Origin of the sequence: Sphingobium soli (genome assembly GCF_020782245.1) — a bacterium.
Taxonomy (GTDB): domain Bacteria; phylum Pseudomonadota; class Alphaproteobacteria; order Sphingomonadales; family Sphingomonadaceae; genus Sphingobium; species Sphingobium soli.
In genome coordinates, this window is sequence record NZ_JAJGNP010000001.1 from 334419 (window position 1) to 354689 (window position 20271).

Consider the following 20271-nt stretch of genomic DNA (forward strand, 5'->3'; position numbering starts at 1 on the left):
CTCGCGGGCCGGCGTGCAAGCTATTCCCGCTTGCCTTTGCGCTTTTGCACCGCCACATGATCGCGGTCATGACAGCACCTGCACCCGGTAACGTCCATCCTATTGGCCGCGCTTCGAGCGCGCCGTCGCTTGACCCCATCATGAACCTGGTTGCCGACGGCATGAATCAGGTCAATGCCGTGATCCTGGATCGGATGCAGTCCCGCATCCCGCTGATCCCGGAACTGGCGGGACATCTTATCGCTGGCGGCGGCAAGAGGCTGCGGCCGATGCTGACGCTCGCCTGCGCCGACCTGGTCGGCTATGCAGGCGCGCGCCACTACAAGCTGGCCGCGGCTGTCGAGTTCATCCATACCGCGACGCTTCTTCATGACGATGTCGTCGATGGATCGGGCATGCGGCGTGGCCGCAAGACCGCCAACATCATCTGGGGCAACAGCGCCAGCGTCCTGGTCGGCGATTTTCTCTTTTCCCGCTCTTTCGAACTGATGGTCGAGGCGGAATCGCTCAAGGTGCTCAAGATCCTGTCCGGCGCGTCAGCCGTGATCGCCGAAGGAGAAGTCAACCAGCTGACCGCCCAGCGCAAGATCGACACGAGCGAGGAACAATATCTCGATATTATCGGCGCCAAGACCGCTGCCTTGTTCGCTGCTGCCTGCCGCATTTCCGCTGTCGTCGCCGATCGCAGCGAGGCTGAAGAACAGGCGCTCGACGTCTATGGCCGTAATTTGGGCATCGCCTTCCAGTTGATCGACGATGCGATCGACTATGAATCGGACGAAGCGACGATGGGTAAGGATGCGGGCGACGATTTCCGCGACGGCAAGGTGACGCTGCCTGTCATCCTCGCCTATGCGCGGGGAAGCGAGGCGGACCGCGCTTTCTGGAAGGCGGCGATTGCCGGCCACCGCGTCAGCGATGCGGACCTGGCCCACGCCACCGGCCTGCTGCGCCAGACCGGTGCTATTGCCGATACGCTGGCGCGCGCGCGTCATTATGGCCAGCGGGCGATCGATGCGCTGGGGATGTTTGATGCCGGCCGGGCCAAAGCGGCCCTTACCGAAGCGGTCGAATTTGCGATAGCGCGGGCCTATTGAGGGGAACGGCATCGCCGTTCTCCTCCCCAACCATCCACGCGGATTTGCCCATCATCGCGGGCCTTTTCCGTCCACGAATTTGCCCTTCGACATGCTTGACCCCAACGGGCGTTACGCTGAACCGGACATGCCATGATCCTTTCCCCCGAAACGCTCGCCTTCCTGGTCGCCGCTGCATTGATGGCGGGGTGCATCGACGCCATGGCGGGCGGCGGCGGGCTCATCACCTTGCCCGCGCTGATGGCGGCCGGCATTCCCCCTGTGCAGGCCGTGGCGGCGAACAAGCTGCAAAGCTGCTTTGGCACGTTCGGCGCATGCGTCGCCTATGCGCGGCGTGGGCATATGGATCTTAAAACCTATAAGGGGCCGGTAATGGCAGCCTTCATCGGGTCCGTGGCCGGCGCATGGTTGTTGCAACGGGTCGATCCGTCCATCCTCGCCGGCCTCATGCCCGCGCTGCTGATTGCAATGGCGGCATATTTCACCTTTTCGCCCAAGCTGGGCGACGCTGACCGCCATGCCCGGATCGGCATAGCAGGGCTATCCGGCCTGATCGGCGTCGTCGGCTTTTACGACGGCTTTTTCGGCCCCGGAGCGGGCGCTTTCTATACCACCATCTTCCTGGCGCTGGGCGGGCTTTCGATCCTGCGCGCAACAGCGCAGACCAAGGCGGCTAATTTCGCAAGCAATATCGCTGGCCTGCTGACGATGCTCGCGGGCGGCCATGTGATTTGGGTTGCGGGCCTGGCCATGGCCTGCGGTAGCATTATCGGCGGCCAGATCGGATCGCATCTGGCGATGCGCTTTGGATCGCGGCTCATCAAACCGCTACTGATCCTGATGTCGCTGGCGCTTACCGCCAAGATGTTGATCGATCCGAAAAACCCTATCCACCTTTATTTGTTCGGATAAAGCTGGCCCTCACTGCGACTGCAAAAGGGTCGCGACGCGCCGACGCAAGTCATCAACCGCGAAAGGCTTGGTCAGCACTTCCATGCCTGGTTCGATATGGCCATGGTTGAGCACGGCATTTTCCGCATAGCCCGTGATGAACAGAATACGCAAATCCGCCCGCAATCCGCGCGCCGCTTCCGCCACCTGACGGCCATTGAGGCCGCCAGGAAGGCCCACGTCCGTCACCAGCAGGTCGATCCGCGCCTCCGATTCCAGCAGGCGCAGTCCCGCTGGGCCGTCGCCCGCCTCCAGGCAGCGAAACCCCAGATCCGTCAGCGCGTCACTCACCAGCATCCGCACAGACGGTTCATCGTCAATGATCAGCACCGTTTCGCCGGCATCGACTGTCGCTGGCATATCGCCCGGCAGGATAATATCCTGTTCTTCCTCCCCGCGATGGCGCGGCAGGTAAATGCAGACCATCGTGCCCTGCCCGACCTCGGAATAAATACGGACATGGCCGTTACTCTGCCGCGCGAAGCCATAGACCATCGACAGGCCAAGCCCCGTCCCCTGCCCGATCGGCTTTGTCGTAAAGAAGGGATCGAACACCCGGTCCAGCATAGCCTTGTCGATGCCGGTGCCGGTATCGCTGACGCAGATGGTCACATATTGTCCAGCGGTCAGATTATGGTCCCGTGCGGTGCGATCGTCCAGCCAGCGATTGGCGGTTTCGATCGTGATCGTGCCGCCATCGGGCATCGCGTCCCGGGCGTTGATGCACAGATTGAGCAGCGCATTTTCAAGTTGGTTGACATCGACCATCGCCGGCCACAGGCCGGCTGCGGCGACGGTTTCTACATTGATTTGCGGTCCGACGGTACGCCGCACCAGTTCGGACAAATCTCCCAGCATACGGTTCACGACGACCGGCTTGGGCGTTAGCGTCTGCCGCCGTGAAAAGGCGAGCAGCCGATGCGTCAGTGCGGCGGCGCGGCGGGCCGCGCCCTGGCCTGCGGCCAGATATTTCTCCACATCGCCCACGCGCCCCTGCGCCAGACGCACACCGATCATCTCGAACGCGCCGGTAATACCGGCCAAAAGATTGTTGAAATCATGCGCAAGGCCGCCGGTCAGCTGACCCACCGCCTCCATCTTTTGCGCTTGGCGCAGCGCGAGTTCCACTTCCTCCCGCTCGGCCAATGCTTCGGTGATGCGCGCTTCCAGCGTCTCCTGAAGTTCGCGCTGGGCGCGCTCCGCCTGCACGCGGTCAGTTATGTCCTTGAACAGGACGGCGACCTGCCGGTCCTCGAAGGGGCCAACCCGGAAACTATGAACCTCCAGATGATGGCCGGTCGCCACCAGTTCGCGCTGGAACCGGATCGGATTTCCACTGTGAAGAACGCCGCCGTACAGCTCGACCCAGCCATCCGCCTCATCTGGCACCATCTCGCGGACTTTCTGACCTACGACGTTGGCAATGCCAGCGTGCCGTTCATAGGCGGCATTGGCCTCGACATGAATGTAATCGCTCAAGGGGCCATGTGGACTGTCCAGAAATTCGATGATGCAAAAGCCTTCATCCATCGATTCGAACAGGGTGCGATAGCGCTCCGCATTCCCCGTCAAATTGGGCATCGTCTCCACCACCTGTTCAATGTCACATATTGGCCGACCGCAGGTTCGAAAGAACCGCGTGCCGCAGCAACGATTGCGGGCGCAACTCTTTCCTTGGCCTCCAGAATTTTTGCGTGGCTTGCGCTGGCGCAATTTCGGCGCAACAGGGTGAGCGCAATGACAATGCTGCCGATCCACGCCGTGCTGCCTGACCTGCTCACCACCCTGCGCGCCAGCAGCAGCGCGGTGCTGGTGGCGCCCCCTGGCGCCGGCAAGACGACAGCCGTCGCCCCGGCGCTGCTGGCCGAACCATGGTGCACTGGCCAGGTGCTTTTATTGTCGCCGCGTCGGCTGGCGGCACGGGCAGCGGCAGAGCGGATCGCCGAAATGATAGGCGACGAGCCGGGCGGCATGGTCGGCTATGCCACGCGCATGGACAGTCGGCAGTCGACACGCACGCGCCTGCTGGTGCTGACCGAGGGGATATTCGTCCGCCGCATTCAGGACGATCCGGAACTGACGGGCATATCGGCGGTCCTGTTCGACGAGGTTCATGAACGCGGCCTCGACAGCGATTTTGGGCTTGCGCTAGCGCTGGATGCGCAGGCCGCGCTGCGACCCGACCTGCGCATCGTGCCGATGTCGGCGACGCTGGACGGCGCGCGCTTTGCCGCCTTGCTGGGCGACGCGCCGGTGATCGAAAGCGAAGGGCGCATTCAGCCGCTCGACCTGCGCCATATCGGCCGCGCGTCGGAAAAACGCATCGAGGACGACATGGCCGCTGCCATCCGCCGCGCGCTGACCGAGGAGGCGGAGGGCGACCTGCTCGCCTTCCTGCCGGGAGTGGCGGAAATCGATCGCACGGCCGAGCGCGTTGAGGGCCTGCCGGCAGAGATCCACAGGCTGCACGGCTCGCTCGATCCGGCAGCGCAACGCGCCGCCATCCGCCCGTCGCGCGAGGGGCGGCGCAAGGTCATCCTGGCGACGTCCATCGCCGAGACCAGCCTCACCATCGACGGGGTGCGCATCGTCGTGGACTCAGGATTGGCGCGCCGCCCCCGCTACGACCGGGCGGCGGGCGTGACCCGCCTTGTGACGGAAAGGGCCAGCCAGACTTCAGCGACCCAGCGCGCCGGCCGCGCGGCGCGACAGCGACCGGGCGTTGCCTATCGTTTGTGGGAGGCGGCCGCGACCGCCGGCATGCCGCCGTTCGATCCGCCTGAAATATTAGAGAGCGACCTATCCAGCCTGATGCTCGATTGCGCGCTATGGGGTGTCAGTGATCCAGCGACTTTGCGATGGCTCGATCCGCCGCCAGCCTCGGCGGTTGACGAAGCCCGCCGGCGTCTGATCGCGCTCGAAGCGCTGGACGACGATGGCCGCATCACCGCGCATGGCAAGGCACTGGCGAAATTGCCGCTGTCGCCGCGGATCGCCCATATGCTCGTGCGCGGGGGCGACATGGGGCTGGCCGATATCGCCGCCGACGTGGCCGTGCTTCTGGGCGAGCGCGGAATTGGCGGGCAGGACACCGACCTGACACTGCGACGACAACGCTGGCGCCGGGAAAGCGGCAAGCGAGCAGATGCCGCCCGCGCCATGGCACGCCGCTGGGCCAGGCTCGTCCCCGCCATCCATGGCGGAGGAGGTTCCAGCACGCGCCCAGCGGAGAGTCAGCGCTCCACCCTAGTCGCCGCGTCCGAACATCAGGTCGGCCTGTGCCTGGCCCTCGCCTTCCCCGACCGCGTGGCGAAACGCCGCTCCGCCGATGGCGCAGACTGGGTCAGCGTGGGCGGACGCGGCTTTCGGCTTGACCCGCTCTCCCCGCTTGCGCGCGAGGAATGGCTGGCGGTGGGCGAAGTGCAGGGCAGCGCCGCAGGCGCGCGCATCCTGTCGGCCGCGCCGATCGCGGAAGCCGATATTCTCTCCCTGTTCGGTCATCGCGTGCAGGAACATCGCACCGTGCGCTTTCGCAGCGCCAATGGCGGTATCGAGGCGCTGCGTGAACGGCGTCTGGGCGCAGTGCGCCTGTCATCCGGGTCCGATGATCGGCCCGATCCCGGCGCTGTCGCTGCCGCGCTGCGCGATGGCGTCAGGCAAGGCGGTCTGTCGCTGCTCCCCTGGTCGGACGCCGCAATATCGTTGCGGATGCGCGCCGCCTTTGCCGGCATCGAAGCCCTGTCGGACGAGGCGCTGATGGTGACGCTGGATGACTGGCTGCCGCCACTCCTTCAGGGCAAGCGCCGCTTGTCGGACATAGACCGGTCTTTATTGTCCGGCGTGCTGGAAGGGCTGATCGGCTGGGATGGCAAGCAGCAGCTGGACAGGCTCGCCCCTGCCGACTTCCGATCCCCCGCCGGCTCGTCCCATGCCATCGACTATGCGGCGGAGGGCGGCCCGCGCGTCGAATTGCGGGTGCAGGCGCTCTTTGGTCTCGCTGCCCATCCCACGATCGGCAACCAGCATATTCCGCTCGTGCTTTCGCTTACGTCGCCAGCGGGCCGGCCCATACAGACGACCCGCGACCTTCCCGGTTTCTGGGCGGGCAACTGGCGTGACGTGGCCAAAGAGATGCGCGGCCGTTACCCCCGCCACCCCTGGCCCGAAGATCCGGCCGCCGCCAGTGCGACTTTGCGCACCAAAAGGGCCGATGCCCGCGCCAAGTCTTGACTTGAACCGCGCGGCTGGTGCAACGCAGCAAGGTCTTGAACGGAGTTTCTACGCGATGAGCGCGCGCATCTATCAAATCCAGAAAAACGCTATGCAGTCGGGCAAGGCGCTGACCCATAAATGGGTGCTGGAATTCGCGCAGGTCGAAGCCAAGATGCCCGATCCGCTGACCGGCTGGGCAGGGTCAGGCGACACGCAGAGCCAGGTCAAGCTGACCTTCGCCACGCAGGATGCCGCGATCGCCTATGCCGACAAATATGGCATAGCCTACACGCTCATCCCCACACCGCCCAAGACGCTGAAAATTCAGGCCTACGCCGACAATTTCCGCTAAGCGATCGCATGTCGCTTGCACAATCGGGCGTGATGCTGCCCGATTGACGCCTTATTCGCTTGCCAAGGGGCGGACATAGGCGGCACAAGCCGCGTTTTGACGGAAAGATTTTCACGATAATGACGGATCGCACCGCAATCTTCGACAGCGTCGCCGCGCAGATCGAACCCTTCAACAAAAAGGGTATCGCGCTGACCGAGACCACCAGCTTTGCCGGCGATCTGGAGTGGGACAGCCTGACGGTTATGGATTTCGTCGCGGCGATCGAAGATGAATTCGACATCATCATCACCATGAACATGCAGGCCGAGATCGAAACCGTGGGCCAGCTGGTCGACGCGGTGCAGAAACTCAAGGCCGCCTGACGACAAAAGCAAGTCCGTTCGTTTCGAGCGTAGGTTCGAGCTCGTCGAGAACCGAAGTCGAGAGGGCGGCGAACCAGTTCTCGACCGACGCATCTCGACTTTGCTCGATGCTGCTCGAACCGAACGGAAGATTTGACATGACCGACGCAGCCGCTACCGCGAACGACGCGCGCACCCCTGTGGAAACACTCGCCGCACGCGACCTGTTTTCAAAATTCGATCCCCTGATCGCCGAGCGCGAGGCGCTGCTGGCGACAGGCGTGCGCGATCCGTTCGCGATCGTGATGGACGAAGTGAAGTCGCCGACCCAGGCCGTCATCAAGGGCAAGGACACGATCCTGCTGGGCACCTATAATTATATGGGCATGACGTTCGATCCCGATGTGGTGGCAGCGGGCAAGAAGGCGCTGGACGATTTCGGCGCTGGCACGACCGGCAGTCGCGTGCTCAACGGCACCTATCAGGGCCACAAGGAAGTCGAAGAGGCCCTCAAGGATTTCTACGGCACCAGCGGCGCCATGGTCTTTTCGACGGGCTACCAGGCCAATCTCGGCATTATTTCGACGCTCGCGGGCAAGGGCGACTATGTCGTGCTCGATGCCGACAGCCACGCGTCCATCTATGATGGCTGTTTTCTGGGTGACGCGGACATTGTCCGGTTCCGCCACAACAGTGTGGACGATCTGGACAAGCGCCTGGGTCGCCTGCCCGCCGACGCGCTGAAGCTCGTTGTGCTGGAAGGCGTATATTCGATGCTGGGCGACATCGCCCCCCTGCCCGACATGGTCGCCGCGATCCGCAAGCATCCCAATTGCATGATCCTGGTCGACGAAGCGCATGGCATGGGCTTTTTCGGCCCCAATGGCCGTGGCGTGTACGAGGAGCAGGGCGTTGAGAAGGACGTCGATTTCGTCGTCGGCACCTTTTCCAAGTCGGTCGGTACGGTCGGGGGCTTCTGCGTATCCAACCATCCCAAGTTCGAGGTGCTGCGCCTTGTGTGCCGCCCCTATGTCTTCACCGCCTCGCTGCCCCCCAGCGTCGTCGCCACCGCCGCCACCAGCATCCGCAAACTGATGCATGCGGGCGAGAAGCGCGCCCATCTGTGGAAAAACAGCAAGCGGCTGCATCAAGGGCTGACCGATCTTGGCTTCACGCTAGGCACGAAGACGCCGCAGTCGGCGATCATCGCGGTCATCCTGACCGATCAGACCCAGGCCGTCGCCATGTGGCAGGCGCTTTTGGAACTGGGCCTCTACGTCAACATGGCCCGCCCGCCGGCAACACCGGCAGGAACCTTCCTGCTGCGCTGTTCACTCTGCGCGGACCATAGCGACGATCAGGTCGAACAGATCATCACCATGTTCGAGGCGGCGGGCAAGGCAACTGGCGCCATCGGCTGACAAGGCCTTCCCCCCGGCGCCATATGTTCTTGCCGTGCGCAAAACGCTACGGTTGGAAGATGTAGCGCAGGATATTTCGCCTTCGACTCTGTTGGGCTAAGGTCGACCGCCATGGCGGATGGTGACATTCAGAACCAGCGATCGGATCAGCGCGGCATGATATGGCTTGCCGCGCTGCGTCGGGTCGTCCCGTGGCTGCTTATCGCGCTGCTCGTCGGCTCTTTGGGCACGTTGCTCTACACTGCCCGAACAGCATCGCGCGATCACGCGCAAGCGTTGGCGGAACAGCAACGCAGCTTCGAAATCATCGCCCTTGCACGCGGGTTCGAAGCACGGATCGCCCGGGCGGAAGTGACGCTCGCCCGTTATGTCATCAGCCTTGAGCCTGATACGGGGCGTCTGTTTCAGGATCAATGGCGCAGCGCCAATAGCCAGCTCCGCGCGCTCTTCTACGCCACGCGCGGCGCGGATTGGCAGCGCGGCAATGTCGAGGCGTTGCAGCACGCCTTTGCCGAACGGGGCAAGCGACTGAGCGAGATCGGGCTGCGCACCACCTATGACCAGAAGATGACGGCGCTCGCCAAATTCCATGAGGCTGGCAAGAGCGAGGATTTACAACAGATATCCGATCTGCTTGCCCGGGTGATCGCTGCGGAAAATGCGCGATTGCGCGAACGCAGCCTCGCAGTGTCGCTGGCCGGCGATCGCACGGAATGGATCGGAAAGACTTGGCGCCTGTTTGGCCTCGTCCTGCTGGTCTGCGTGTTGTTCGCCGCCTGGTTCGCCCATGTCGCCATTGCGGATCGACGCAATGCCAGGCGTCAGGCCGAACTGGAATCCGAACGGGCCGATTCGCTCGACGCGGCCGTGCGCGCCCGCACCGCCGAACTGTCCGCCGCCTATGACCAATTGAAGCTGGAGGCAACCGAACGTGCGGCCGCCGAGGACAGCCTGCGCCAGATGCAGAAGATGGACGCCATTGGTCAGCTGACAGGCGGCATCGCCCATGATTTCAACAATATGCTGGCGGTCGTCGTGGGCGGTCTGGAACTGGCGCGGCGCAAGATGCGACTGAAGCCAGAGGAGGCGCTGCGCCATATCGACAATGCGACGGAGGGCGCCAACCGTGCCGCCGCGCTGACCCGCCGCCTGCTGGCCTTCGCCCGGTCAGAGCCGCTGCTGCCCAGCGCCGTCGATCCAGACGTCCTGATCGCCGGGATGGCGGATCTCATCGATCGCACGATCGGCGATCAGATCACCGTCACCTTTCAGCATGAAGCGCAGGGCTGGCAGATTTTCGTCGACCAGCATCAGATGGAAAATGCGATCCTGAACCTGTGTGTCAATGCCCGCGACGCCATGGAGGGGCGCGGGCGGCTGATCCTTGCCACCGCGCGCGCCACCCTGGCGCAGGGCGAGGTCGCCGAATGCGCAGCGGGCGATTATGTCCGCATGAGCGTGACGGACGATGGCTGCGGCATGACGCCCGAAATATTGGCGCGCGTGTTCGAACCCTTTTTCACGACGAAGCCCGTGGGCAAGGGCACGGGCCTAGGCCTCAGCCAGATATTCGGCCTGGTCCGCCAGAGCGAAGGCGATATTCGCATCGAGTCCGAACCCGGAGGTGGCAGCACCGTGACCCTTTATCTGCCGCGCTGCATCACGGAAGCGGAACCGCTGGCCGAAGACAGCCTGTCGCTGTCCCGCGCACCGGTCGAGCACCCGCCCACCCGCATATTGGTGGTGGAGGATGATCCGCGCGTCCTGCGGCAAACGATGGCGGCGCTTAGCGAATTGGGGCATTTGCCGATCGCGTGCGATCACCCGGCAAAGGCCGCACGGTTGCTCGGCAACAACGGCGATGTCGGTCTGATCCTGAGCGATGTTCTGATGCCTGACATGACCGGGCCCGAAATGGTACGCGCGCTGCCGGCCGCCTTCCACCATTTGCCCATTCTGTTCGTCACCGGCTTTACTGGCGACGGCAATGATCAGGCGGATTTTGGCGGCCATCCCGTGCTGCGCAAGCCCTACACGCTCGCGGCCCTCGCCCAGGCCGTCGGCACGACGCTCAACGGATCGCGCCGCCCCGCAACAGCCGCGGCAGCAGAGTGATCGCGCCCAGCAGCGGCCAGCGCCGCTGCCAGGGCCTGATCATGATCTGCGTGCCGGCGTGGCGATTGATCTTCCAAGCTAGATAGTCGATGCCCCCGGCATAGGTGAAGCTCGCCTTGGCAAGCCGGATGACGGACAGGCGCTTGCCACGGCGCCGGAGCATGCGCCAATGCGCGGCGGCCTGCTCCGGTGACAAGGCGTTGGGCACCTCGCCCGCCTTCCCTGTCCCGCGCTGCTCGGCAATCTGCGTAAGGGCAGCGCGGCCGAACCGTTCATATCGATCGGGATCGACATCGACGATCGACAACGACCGACCCTTTTTCTCAGCGCGTAGCTCGGCATTGTAAGTCAGGGTGAAACCGGTCTTCCAAATGTCCAGCACGCCAATATCCGTGTCTGATGGCAGCATAGGCATGGTGAGCGCAAACAATGTCGGTGCAGCCTGCGCCACCGCCGCGATGGCGCGCTGCCGCGCCAGATCGTCCAAAGCCCAGAGCAGCCGCGCAGGCTGGGCAAAACGCGCCCACACCGATACATTGTCCGCGGCCGGGCTGTTCAGACGGGCAAAATCGGCTTCCGACAGCACGGCATATTTGGCGATCAGGCCATTATGTTCGAATGGAAAGACGTTAGGCGGAACGAGCGCATTTGCGCGGCCGAGCCAGCTTTTCCCATAGGTCGCCCGATAGTCGGACACGATGAGATAGAAATCGAGCATCAGCCCATCGAGATTGGCCTCCCGCAGGCAGGAACCGTAAAAAAGGACGGCGCGGGCAGTGTCGGGATACCGGGCCGCCAGCGCGCCCGCCATGGCGGCAGCGCGCGGATCAGCCGGGGCGGCGAGTTCGGCCGTGACGAGGGAAAGAAGTTGGCTGGGCATCGCGCACGGCCTAGACGATTATCCGGCGGGATGGAAAGTGGCTTCGAGCCACCCGCGGGTGCCGTCTGGCAGGAGGTGGCGGATGCCTCCTGCTTATCCTGCGCCGCGGGCGAACCGCCCCGCGCGGCCGCTCCCTGCGGATCGTAGGATGTGAGAGAGCCGGCAATCAGACGCGCCGGAACAAGAGCGATATGTTGTTGGCCGGCATTTCGATCAGCTTTTCGAAAGCCAGACCCTGCGCCTTTGCCGCCACGATCACTTCATCCACCGCGCGCAGACCCCAACGCGGATCACGGCCTTTGAGCGACGCGTCAAAGGCAAGGTTGCTCGGCGCGGTTTCGACGCCGTCCTTTGTATAGGGACCATAAAGATAGAGCAGGCCGCCGGATGACAGCGTGCCCCCTGCCCCTTTCATCAGGCCAAGCGTGGCTTCCCATGGCGATATATGCACCATGTTGATGCACAGGATCGCTGCGGCCTCCATTGCAGGCCAGTCGCCGACGGCATCCAGGCGAACGGGCTGCCGGAGGTTTGGGAGGCCTGCCTCGGCCCGCCACGCAGCGATCGAGGCGAGCGCGGCTGGATCGGGATCGCTGGGTTGCCAGCCAAGAGTGGGGAAAGCCCCGGCGAAGTGGACGGCATGCTCGCCGCTGCCGCTCGCCACTTCCAGCACGAGCCCGCAGGTCGGCAGCGCATCGCGCAGTACCGCCACGATGGCGTCACGGTTGCGTAAAGTGGCGGGAGCATGACGCTTATCCGCATCGCGGGCTCCGGAACCGGGTTCCCACGGTTCCGGCTCATTCGTCATTCGGCTGCTTCCGCCAGGTCCGGATCAATCCAGCTCAACACCGGCTTACGAGCAGCCAGCGTCTCGTCCAGGCGCCGGCGCGGCGCATGATAGGGTGCACCCTTCAGCGCCTCGTCCCCCGCCTTCGCCCGCTCGGCCAGGCTGCGCAGCGCCAGGATGAACTGGTCGAGGGCCGCCTTGCTTTCGGTTTCGGTGGGTTCGACCAGCATCGCGCCATGGACGACCAGAGGGAAATACATGGTCATCGGGTGGAAGCCTTCGTCGATCAGCCCCTTGGCGATGTCGAGCGTGGTGAAGCCTTCGGCCAACCCCTTGTCGCTGAACAGAGCCTCATGCATGCACGGGCCGCTTGCCCCGAAAGGCGCGTCGAGCACATCGTCGAGGCTGCGCAGCACATAATTGGCGTTGAGGACCGCGTCTTCCGCCACCTGCCGCAGCCCGTCCGCGCCGTGGGACAGGATATAGGCGAGCGCGCGGGTGAACATGCCCATCTGGCCATGGAAGGCGGACATGCGGCCAAAGCTCTGTGGCATTTCCGCGCCGACATTCTCCTCCTCGATCAGGTGGATCGATCCGTCCTCCATCCGAGCGGTGTAGGGGAGCGGGCCGAAGGGCGCGAGCGCTTCGGACAGGACCACCGGACCCGAGCCGGGACCGCCACCGCCATGGGGCGTGGAAAATGTCTTGTGCAGGTTGATGTGCATCGCGTCCACGCCCAGGTCGCCGGGGCGGACGCGGCCGACGATGGCGTTGAAGTTTGCGCCGTCGCAATAGACGAAGGCGCCGGCGGCATGGACCGCGTCGGAAATCACCTTCATGTCGCGCTCGAACAGGCCGCAGGTGTTGGGGTTGGTGATCATCACCGCCGCAACATCGGGACCGAGCCGTGCTTTCAATGCCTCAAGGTCGACGCGGCCATCTGGAGTCGCGGGGATATCTTCCACCTTGTAGCCGCAGAAGGCGGCGGTGGCCGGGTTGGTGCCATGGGCGCTTTCGGGCACAAGCACCACCTGCCGTGCATCGCCGCGTGCTTCGAGCGCCGCGCGGATGCAGAGCAGGCCGCACAGTTCGCCATGCGCGCCGGCCTTGGGCGTCATGGCGACGCCATGCATGCCCGTCAGCTTGATGAGCCAGACAGCGAGTTCATTGATGACGCCAAGCGCGCCCTGAACGGTCGATTGCGGCTGGAGCGGGTGGATATCGGCGAAACCGGGCATCCGCGCGACCTTTTCATTGAGGCGCGGGTTGTGCTTCATCGTGCAGGAGCCAAGCGGGAACAGGCCCAGGTCGATGGCGTAATTCTGTCGGCTAAGGCGCGTATAGTGGCGCACCGTTTCCTGTTCGGACAAGCCCGGCAGTCCGATCGCGTCGGTGCGGGCGAGGTTGCCAAGACGGCTGTCGACCGCTGGTGAGACAGCGAAGTCGACACCTGTCGTGTCGGTCGAGCCGATCTCGAAGATCAGCTTTTCCTCCAGCATCAGGGCGCGGTTTCCGGTGGCGGTGGCGGGGGCCATATGGGCTTCCTCGACGGGCGTGGGGGCGGTTGGGCGGCCTTCCTTGAGCATCGTCATGCCAGTTCCTCCGTGAGCGCAGCGGCAAAGGCTTCGATGTCCTCGGCCGTGACGGTTTCAGTGACGGCGACGACCAGCCCCTGCCCAAGCTGCGGCGCGTGGGGGAAGAGGCGGCCGAGCGAGACGCCGCCCAGCACGCCCTTGTCGGCCAGCGAACGGGTCACGTCGCGCGCGTCCTTCGACAGGACCAGCGTAAATTCGTTGAAGAATGCATCGTTGACCAGGGTCACGCCCGGCACATTCGCCAAACGATTGGCCGCCTGAACCGCAAGCGCGTGGTTGAGCGTGGCCAAGTCGCGCAGCCCCTTTTCGCCCAGCAATGTCATATGGATGCTGAACGCCAGCGCACACAGGCCTGAGTTGGTGCAGATGTTTGACGTCGCCTTTTCGCGACGGATATGCTGTTCGCGGGTGGAAAGCGTCAGCACGAAGCCGCGCTTCCCCGCAGCGTCCACCGTTTCGCCGCACAGGCGTCCCGGCATCTGGCGCACATATTTCTGCTTGCACGCGAACAGGCCGAGATAGGGGCCGCCAAATTGCAGGCCGACGCCGATCGACTGGCCTTCGCCCACGACGATGTCCGCCCCCATGGCGCCGGGCGACTTGATCGCGCCGAGCGCAACGGGTTCCGTCACTACCGCGACCAGCAGCGCGCCAACGGCATGCGCGGCGTCCGCCAACGCAGTAAGGTCTTCAATTCGACCGAGAATATCGGGATATTGGACAACAACGCAGCTTGTGTCCTTGTCGATCGCCGCGATCAGCTTCTGGCTGTCGGTTTTGCTGTCGAGTTCAGGCGTTTCATAGGCCAGATCGTCGCCAGTGAACTTGGCCATCGTCTGCGCGACCGAGACATAATGGGGGTGGAGCCCCGACGAAAGCAGCGCCTTGCCCCGCTTGGTGATACGCCGCGCCATGACGATCGCTTCCCAGCAGGCAGTCGATCCATCATACATGGACGCATTGGCGACGTCGCAGCCCAGCAGCCGCGCGACCTGCGTCTGGAATTCGAACAACACCTGGAGCGTGCCCTGCGCGATTTCCGGCTGATAAGGCGTATAGGCAGTCAGGAACTCGCCGCGCTGGATCAGATGATCGACGCTGGCGGGCACATGATGCTTGTACGCGCCCGCACCCAGAAAGAAGGGCGCTTCCCCTGCTGACAGATTTTTCCGGGCCAGCGCGGCCATGTGCCGCTCGACCGCCATTTCGCTGGCATGATCGGGCAGATCAGGGATCGTTCCGGCCAACCGAGCTTCGGCGGGCACATCGACAAACAGGTCGTCAATCGAAGTGACGCCAATCGTCGCCAGCATCGCCTGCCGGTCGCTGTCGGTAAGGGGTAGGTAGCGCAATTTCATTCTCCACTCCCCTCCCAGTCAGGGAGGGGCCGGGGGTGGGTGCGATTGCCCGGCAATCGCTGGCAATGCCTGTAAGGTCAGGTCGCAAGGCTTGCCTCGCTTGCCACCCACCCCTTCCCCCTCCCTGACTGGGAGGGGCTTATCCAGGCATCAAAGGCTGGCCACGAACTTCTTGTAGGCGGCTTCGTTCATCAGGCCTTCCAGTTCGCTGGCGTCGGTCAGCCGCAGCTTGAAGAACCAGCCATCTTCTTCGGCGTCGCTGTTGACCAGCGCAGGCTCGTCTTCCAGCGCGCTGTTGGTTTCGACAACTTCGCCGGAGATCGGCGCATAGACGTCGGACGCGGCCTTGACCGATTCGACGACGGCGGCATCATCGCCCTTTTCGAAGGTCGTGCCTTCGGCTGGCAGTTCGACGAAAACGATGTCGCCCAGCTGTTCTTGCGCATAGTCGGTGATGCCGACCGTGGCGATGTCGCCTTCGACATCGATCCATTCATGTTCGTCGGTGAAATAACGGCTCATATGCATGTTCCCCTTCGCAAAGATGATGAAATCAGGGCTTGCGGCGATACCGATGCGGAACGAACGGCATCGGCGCGACCACAGCGGCAATACGCTTGCCGCGCACATCTATTTCCAAAGCCGTGTCGATCGCCGAATAAGGTGTGCTAACCCAGCCCATGGCGATCGGCGCGCCAAGCGTCGGGGCAAAGCCGCCCGATGTGACTTCACCGACCTCGACCGATCCGGCGAAGATCTTGGCGCCTTCACGCGCGGGCCGACGCCCCTCGACCCGCAACCCGACCCGGCGCGCACCCGGCCCATCGGCCAGTTCCTTCATCACGCGTGCATGGCCGATAAAGCCGCCTTCCTCACGCCGGCGCTTCTGGATGGCAAAGCCCAGGTCCGCTGCGATGGTGCTGACGGCGTGCGTCAGATCATGACCGTAGAGCGGCAATCCCGCCTCCAGCCGCAGTGAATCACGCGCGCCTAGACCGATCGGCTTCACCTGCGGCAGCGCGCAGAGCGCGTCGGCCAACAGCCTCGCATCATCGCCCGGCAGGCTGATTTCAAAACCGTCCTCGCCAGTATAGCCCGACCGGCTGATCCACAGCGACACGCCGCGCCAGGTGAACAGGCCCGATTGCATGAACAGCAGATCGGCCGTTTCCGGGATCAGGCTGGCCAGCGCAGCGCCGGCTTCAGGCCCCTGAAGCGCCAGCAGGGCCTGCTCATCCATATGGTTCATGGTGACTTCGTCAGGGAGATGCTCGATCATCCAGCCAATATCGTCATATTTGGTCGCGCCATTGACGACCATGTAGATGTCTGCCCCGTCGAACGCGCCGTCACCCAGGCGCGACACCATCAGGTCGTCCAATATGCCGCCTTCGTCGTCCAGCAGCATCGAATAACGCTGGCGAAAGGGCTTCAATCCCCTGATGTCGCTGGGGAGCAGATGCTCCAGCGCGGCGTCGACGCCGTCGCCCGTAAAGGTCAACTGGCCCATGTGGCTGACATCGAACAGGCCGGCATGTTCGCGGGTCCAGCCATGTTCGGCCATGATGCCTTCATATTGGATCGGCATGTGGTAGCCGGCAAAGCCGACCATGCGCGCGCCCCTGTCGCGATGCCAGGCATCGAGCGGCAATGTCTGCAACGGCAGCTCTTCTTCGATATGGGTGACGTCGTCAGTGCCGGACATGGATGCGGCCTCCGTGCATGAGGATATGGCGACAGCGTCATCCTGCCTGATCGGCCGGATTGCTGCCACCCCCTCTGTCACGGAACCTGAGAGCTTTGACCAGCGGCCTTGTGGCCGACCAGCTTACCCCTTCGGTGGGACGGGCGAGAAGCGCGTCCGCTTTCCAGAGTGCCTTGCGCACGATGCGGTCCTTTGGCCTGAGAGATTCCGGGGCGGTTGCTCCTTCGGCGACGGGCTGTGCCTCAAAGGCCGCCCATGCTCTCCCGCATCATGCCCGGCGGACGAATCCGCCGGAGACAAACAGCGCATTGCGACAAAGGACGGGGCGCGTCAATCGATGAGCGCGAGCGCGCCGTAGATTTCCCGGTGCCGCTTTTCCGCGTAACGATCGGTCATGCCCGCGATGAAGTCGGCGATATGGCGGCTGCGGGTGGGTTCCTCCAGCGCGCACTCGTCGCGCCATTCGGCCGGCATCAACGCGGGGTCATCCTGATAGGCGCGAAACAGGCCGGTCACGATCACCCGCGCCCGATCCGCCGCCGCCAATTGGTCGGGATGATGATAGAGGGTCGCGTACATGAACCGCTTGAGCGCCCGTTCCTGCGCGGCGAGGTCAGGCGAGAAGCAGACCAGCGTGCGGCCGAGCGCGCGCACATCGTCGATGGTTTCGACACGTGCATCCGCGATATTATGCCGGGTCGTTTCCAGCAGATCGTTGGCCATCACGCCAATTTGTTCACGCACCAGTTCGCGCAGCAGCCGGTCCTGCGGGACGTCGGGATAGCGGGCACGGACCCTGTCCCAGCAGTCGTGCACGAACGGCACTTCGAGCAGTTGCTCCAGTGTCAGCAGGCCGGCGCGCAAGCCATCATCAATGTCGTGATTGTCATAGGCGATGTCGTCCGAAATCGCCGCGAGCTGCGCCTCGAGCGAGGCATGGCTTGTCAGGTCGAGCGGAAAGAGCGCGTCAAGATCCCGCATTGCCCATCCCGGGCGGGCGACCGGACCATTATGCTTGGCCAGACCCTCGAGCATTTCCCAGCTGAGGTTCAGCCCGCGAAAACGCGGATAGGGGCTTTCGAGGAGCATGAGCGTGCGCAGTGTATGAGCATTATGGTCGAACCCGCCATGCTGGTCCAATGCCGCCTCGAGCGCGTCCTCCCCGGCATGGCCGAAGGGCGGATGGCCGATGTCGTGCGCCAGGCACAAGGCTTCGGTCAGGTCTTCGTTAAGGCCCAGCGTTCGCGCGGTGGTACGCCCGATTTGCGCCACCTCCAAACTGTGCGTCAGGCGGACGCGATAATGGTCGCCATCGGGGGAGACGAACACCTGTGTCTTGTGGCGTAGGCGACGAAAGGCGATTGAATGGATGATGCGGTCGCGATCGCGCTGGAATACGTCGCGCGGTCCACGCATCTCCCCGCCCGGCTCGGCATGAAGGCGGCCGCGGCTTGCGGCGGGATGGCAGGCATAGGGGGCGAGCAGCGTCATGCCCGCCCCTTACTCGCCAGCCAGCTTCTCGACTACCTCTCCCGCATCGCTTTTCCACGCGAACACGTCAGCGCCGGCAGCCTTGAGCTTGGTTTCCAGTTCCCTGGCGCGGGTAAAGCTGGGGAATGGCCCGACCAGCAGGCGGTTGGTCTGACCCCAGCTGGCCGTCCAGGCATCCTGCGGCGCGATGCTGTCATATTTACCGCGCAACCGCTTCATCGTGAAGGCGAGCGCAGATTTGCTCTGCCCTACGCCGACTTGCAGCCAGTTGCGTGAGGGATTGGCGGCGAGGCGCTTTTTCTCCTCCGCCTCCTTCTTGGCCTTGGCATCGGCTTCGGCCTTTGCCTTGGCGGCCGCCTCCTTCTTGGCTTTTGCCGCAGCAGCCGCAGCGGCGGCCTGGCGTTCAGCGCGGCGCGCTGCCTGCATGGCGGCAATCTCGTTCAGATCCACGGCCGCGACGGTCGCCTGCCGCTCGGCCTCAGGCACGTCAATCGCGCGAATGATGTCGGCCAGGGTGCGCGTGGCTTGCGGGTCGGGTGCCGGGGGCGCGGGCTGGCTGGCGGCCGGCGTGGGCGCAGCAACTGACGGCTGCGTAACGGTCGGCGGCGATGCGGCCCCATCGACGGCAGTATCCTGCACGCCGGGCGTAGCGGCAGGCGCGGCGGCTGCGGGTGTCTTGTCTTCGATCGATGCGAACCCCGGCGCAGGCGGTCCCTGCACGCTGGGCGCGGCAGCGCGCGCCATCGACGGGGATTCGGAAGGAGAAGCGGCACTGGGCGTCCGAGGCAAGGGCTGCACGACAGGCTGGGCCGCACGGGCAGGCAGCGATTGGACGGTCTGCGCCTGCGCCACTTGGGTCGCAGCGCCAGAGTTGGCGGGACTCGCGGTCGGGGTCGGCGCAGGCTGGCTTGAAGCCGACGGACGAGGCGCAGGCATGGGCGTCTGACGCCCCTCGGCACGCGCCAGGCGCGCAGCCTCTCGCCGCTGCCGCCGCTGTTCCGCACGGCTGAGCGGACGGGACCGCGATGGCGCGGATTGCGTCGGGGCCTGCGCGATCTGCGTGGCAGGCGCAGATGCAGGCGTTGCCGACGTTGCTGCTGGGGGCGGCGTGGTCGGGGTGACTGCCGCAACGGTGGTGCCGACCTGCGAGGGGAATTGGCCAAAATGCACCGCCGCCGCCTTTTGCTGTGCGGTCAGATAGGGCATTTTCTGCATATAGGGGGTGATCGCCGCGGCAAGCCGCGCTGGCATCGCCTGCTCCGCCACTTTCTTGGCATCGGCCTGACGATTGTTCATGGCATAAATGAACGCCCGATACCGCCATGCAGCCCGATCGCTCTTGTAGAGCAGCGGCTCCAGCATGCTTTCCGCTGCGTCCACCTGACCCGATATGCCGAGCGAAGCGGCATAGCGGCGGCGCAGTTCGGCGTTGTCGGGAGAACGCGCCAAGGCGGCTTGATAATCACGCTGCGCACCCGCCTGGTCGCCCGTCAAGTCGCGCGCAAGGCCGCGTTCCATCAGGATGCTCGTATCAGGGAAACCCAGCCGCTGCGCCTGGTCGAACAATCGCACAGCTTCGGCGGGATTTTGCAGCTTGAGCATGACCCGCGCCAGCCCCGCCTTGATACGGCCATTGCCGCTGGCGATCGCATCGGCGCGGGCGAAGAATCCAGCGGCACCGTGCGGATCATCCAGCGCAAGCGCAGCTTCGCCAGCGCCGATCATCGCGTCGACATCGCGCGGGTTGGAGGCCAGCCGCGCAAGGTTGCGATTAAGGTCGGCAGCGCCCAGCGGCGGGACAAGATCGGCCTGATCGGTCTGGGCAAAAGCGGGAGGCGCAAGGAAGAGCGCGGCGAGAATCCAGGGAAGAGACTTAGTCACATTCCCCCCTTAGCCCATGCCATGGCGAATGGGAAATCAGCCGGACCAAAAAGCGCGCCGGGCCGATCCGGATGGCCGACGA

At 64.3% G+C, this 20271-nt stretch carries 16 protein-coding genes and 1 riboswitch; of the genes, 7 read left to right on the forward strand and 9 right to left on the reverse strand.

What is annotated here, in order from left to right:
* Positions 1 to 68 precede the first annotated feature (68 nt).
* Both LL253_RS01590 and LL253_RS01595 read left to right on the forward strand, forming a co-directional pair.
* The gene (locus LL253_RS01590; protein WP_037543445.1) at positions 69 to 1097 is read left to right on the forward strand and encodes a polyprenyl synthetase family protein; all 1029 of its coding nucleotides are present in this window, start codon (positions 69 to 71) and stop codon (positions 1095 to 1097) included.
* A 132-nt stretch (positions 1098 to 1229) separates the two neighbouring features.
* Complete coding sequence (locus tag LL253_RS01595; protein WP_228225939.1) at positions 1230 to 2009, forward strand: TSUP family transporter; 780 nt, start codon at positions 1230 to 1232, stop codon at positions 2007 to 2009.
* A gap of 9 nt (positions 2010 to 2018) precedes the next feature.
* Here the strand turns inward: LL253_RS01595 and LL253_RS01600 are convergent, their stop codons facing one another.
* Positions 2019 to 3629: an ATP-binding protein gene (locus LL253_RS01600; RefSeq protein WP_228220694.1), complete on the reverse strand. Its 1611-nt coding sequence runs from the start codon at positions 3627 to 3629 to the stop codon at positions 2019 to 2021.
* A 156-nt stretch (positions 3630 to 3785) separates the two neighbouring features.
* Between LL253_RS01600 and hrpB the strand changes: the two genes are divergently transcribed.
* From hrpB to LL253_RS01625, 5 genes are all read left to right on the forward strand, one after another.
* Positions 3786 to 6278: an ATP-dependent helicase HrpB gene (hrpB, locus tag LL253_RS01605; protein ID WP_228226092.1), complete on the forward strand. Its 2493-nt coding sequence runs from the start codon at positions 3786 to 3788 to the stop codon at positions 6276 to 6278.
* A 55-nt stretch (positions 6279 to 6333) separates the two neighbouring features.
* The gene (locus LL253_RS01610) at positions 6334 to 6612 is read left to right on the forward strand and encodes an ETC complex I subunit (RefSeq protein WP_228225940.1); all 279 of its coding nucleotides are present in this window, start codon (positions 6334 to 6336) and stop codon (positions 6610 to 6612) included.
* Between the two features lie 119 nt (positions 6613 to 6731).
* On the forward strand, positions 6732 to 6977 hold the full coding sequence (locus LL253_RS01615) for an acyl carrier protein (RefSeq protein ID WP_021227036.1): 246 nt from the start codon (positions 6732 to 6734) through the stop codon (positions 6975 to 6977).
* Positions 6978 to 7114: 137 nt separating this feature from the next.
* On the forward strand, positions 7115 to 8377 hold the full coding sequence (gene spt / locus LL253_RS01620) for a serine palmitoyltransferase (RefSeq protein WP_050763042.1): 1263 nt from the start codon (positions 7115 to 7117) through the stop codon (positions 8375 to 8377).
* 111 nt (positions 8378 to 8488) lie between these two features.
* Positions 8489 to 10492 carry an ATP-binding protein gene (locus LL253_RS01625; RefSeq protein WP_228225941.1) on the forward strand — a complete coding sequence of 668 codons (2004 nt, stop codon included), beginning with the start codon at positions 8489 to 8491 and terminating at the stop codon, positions 10490 to 10492.
* Here the strand turns inward: LL253_RS01625 and LL253_RS01630 are convergent.
* The 8 genes from LL253_RS01630 to LL253_RS01665 all read right to left on the reverse strand — a co-directional run bounded on the left by LL253_RS01630 (position 10449) and on the right by LL253_RS01665 (position 20189).
* Positions 10449 to 11372: a hypothetical protein gene (locus tag LL253_RS01630; RefSeq protein ID WP_228225942.1), complete on the reverse strand. Its 924-nt coding sequence runs from the start codon at positions 11370 to 11372 to the stop codon at positions 10449 to 10451. The genes LL253_RS01625 and LL253_RS01630 overlap by 44 nt on opposite strands.
* Positions 11373 to 11538: 166 nt before the next feature.
* Positions 11539 to 12180, reverse strand: a complete 642-nt coding sequence (locus LL253_RS01635) for a DUF938 domain-containing protein (RefSeq protein WP_228225943.1) — start codon at positions 12178 to 12180, stop codon at positions 11539 to 11541.
* On the reverse strand, positions 12177 to 13751 hold the full coding sequence (gcvPB, locus tag LL253_RS01640; protein WP_228220688.1) for an aminomethyl-transferring glycine dehydrogenase subunit GcvPB: 1575 nt from the start codon (positions 13749 to 13751) through the stop codon (positions 12177 to 12179). Before gcvPB ends, LL253_RS01635 begins: the two co-directional genes overlap by 4 nt.
* Positions 13748 to 15106 carry an aminomethyl-transferring glycine dehydrogenase subunit GcvPA gene (gene gcvPA, locus LL253_RS01645; RefSeq protein WP_228226093.1) on the reverse strand — a complete coding sequence of 453 codons (1359 nt, stop codon included), beginning with the start codon at positions 15104 to 15106 and terminating at the stop codon, positions 13748 to 13750. Before gcvPA ends, gcvPB begins: the two co-directional genes overlap by 4 nt.
* Before the next feature lie 156 nt (positions 15107 to 15262).
* A complete protein-coding gene (gcvH, locus tag LL253_RS01650) occupies positions 15263 to 15634 on the reverse strand; it encodes a glycine cleavage system protein GcvH (protein WP_228225944.1) in 372 nt (123 codons plus the stop codon).
* A gap of 31 nt (positions 15635 to 15665) precedes the next feature.
* A complete protein-coding gene (gene gcvT / locus LL253_RS01655) occupies positions 15666 to 16817 on the reverse strand; it encodes a glycine cleavage system aminomethyltransferase GcvT (RefSeq protein WP_228225945.1) in 1152 nt (383 codons plus the stop codon).
* Between the two features lie 175 nt (positions 16818 to 16992).
* A riboswitch (glycine riboswitch) is annotated at positions 16993 to 17093 on the reverse strand.
* A 54-nt stretch (positions 17094 to 17147) separates the two neighbouring features.
* The gene (locus tag LL253_RS01660) at positions 17148 to 18308 is read right to left on the reverse strand and encodes a deoxyguanosinetriphosphate triphosphohydrolase (RefSeq protein ID WP_228225946.1); all 1161 of its coding nucleotides are present in this window, start codon (positions 18306 to 18308) and stop codon (positions 17148 to 17150) included.
* A gap of 9 nt (positions 18309 to 18317) precedes the next feature.
* On the reverse strand, positions 18318 to 20189 hold the full coding sequence (locus tag LL253_RS01665; protein WP_228225947.1) for a tetratricopeptide repeat protein: 1872 nt from the start codon (positions 20187 to 20189) through the stop codon (positions 18318 to 18320).
* Positions 20190 to 20271 lie beyond the last annotated feature (82 nt).

What these genes read in the sequence shown, in the direction of transcription:
- LL253_RS01590 (WP_037543445.1), top strand. Translation starts at nt 69, where the DNA reads ATGACAGCACCTGCACCCGGTAACGTCCATCCTATTGGCCGCGCTTCG.
- LL253_RS01595 (WP_228225939.1), top strand. Translation starts at nt 1,230, where the DNA reads ATGATCCTTTCCCCCGAAACGCTCGCCTTCCTGGTCGCCGCTGCATTG.
- LL253_RS01600 (WP_228220694.1), bottom strand. Translation starts at nt 3,629, where the DNA reads ATGCCCAATTTGACGGGGAATGCGGAGCGCTATCGCACCCTGTTCGAA.
- hrpB (WP_228226092.1), top strand. Translation starts at nt 3,786, where the DNA reads ATGACAATGCTGCCGATCCACGCCGTGCTGCCTGACCTGCTCACCACC.
- LL253_RS01610 (WP_228225940.1), top strand. Translation starts at nt 6,334, where the DNA reads ATGAGCGCGCGCATCTATCAAATCCAGAAAAACGCTATGCAGTCGGGC.
- LL253_RS01615 (WP_021227036.1), top strand. Translation starts at nt 6,732, where the DNA reads ATGACGGATCGCACCGCAATCTTCGACAGCGTCGCCGCGCAGATCGAA.
- spt (WP_050763042.1), top strand. Translation starts at nt 7,115, where the DNA reads ATGACCGACGCAGCCGCTACCGCGAACGACGCGCGCACCCCTGTGGAA.
- LL253_RS01625 (WP_228225941.1), top strand. Translation starts at nt 8,489, where the DNA reads ATGGCGGATGGTGACATTCAGAACCAGCGATCGGATCAGCGCGGCATG.
- LL253_RS01630 (WP_228225942.1), bottom strand. Translation starts at nt 11,372, where the DNA reads ATGCCCAGCCAACTTCTTTCCCTCGTCACGGCCGAACTCGCCGCCCCG.
- LL253_RS01635 (WP_228225943.1), bottom strand. Translation starts at nt 12,180, where the DNA reads ATGACGAATGAGCCGGAACCGTGGGAACCCGGTTCCGGAGCCCGCGAT.
- gcvPB (WP_228220688.1), bottom strand. Translation starts at nt 13,751, where the DNA reads ATGACGATGCTCAAGGAAGGCCGCCCAACCGCCCCCACGCCCGTCGAG.
- gcvH (WP_228225944.1), bottom strand. Translation starts at nt 15,634, where the DNA reads ATGAGCCGTTATTTCACCGACGAACATGAATGGATCGATGTCGAAGGC.
- gcvT (WP_228225945.1), bottom strand. Translation starts at nt 16,817, where the DNA reads ATGTCCGGCACTGACGACGTCACCCATATCGAAGAAGAGCTGCCGTTG.
- LL253_RS01660 (WP_228225946.1), bottom strand. Translation starts at nt 18,308, where the DNA reads ATGACGCTGCTCGCCCCCTATGCCTGCCATCCCGCCGCAAGCCGCGGC.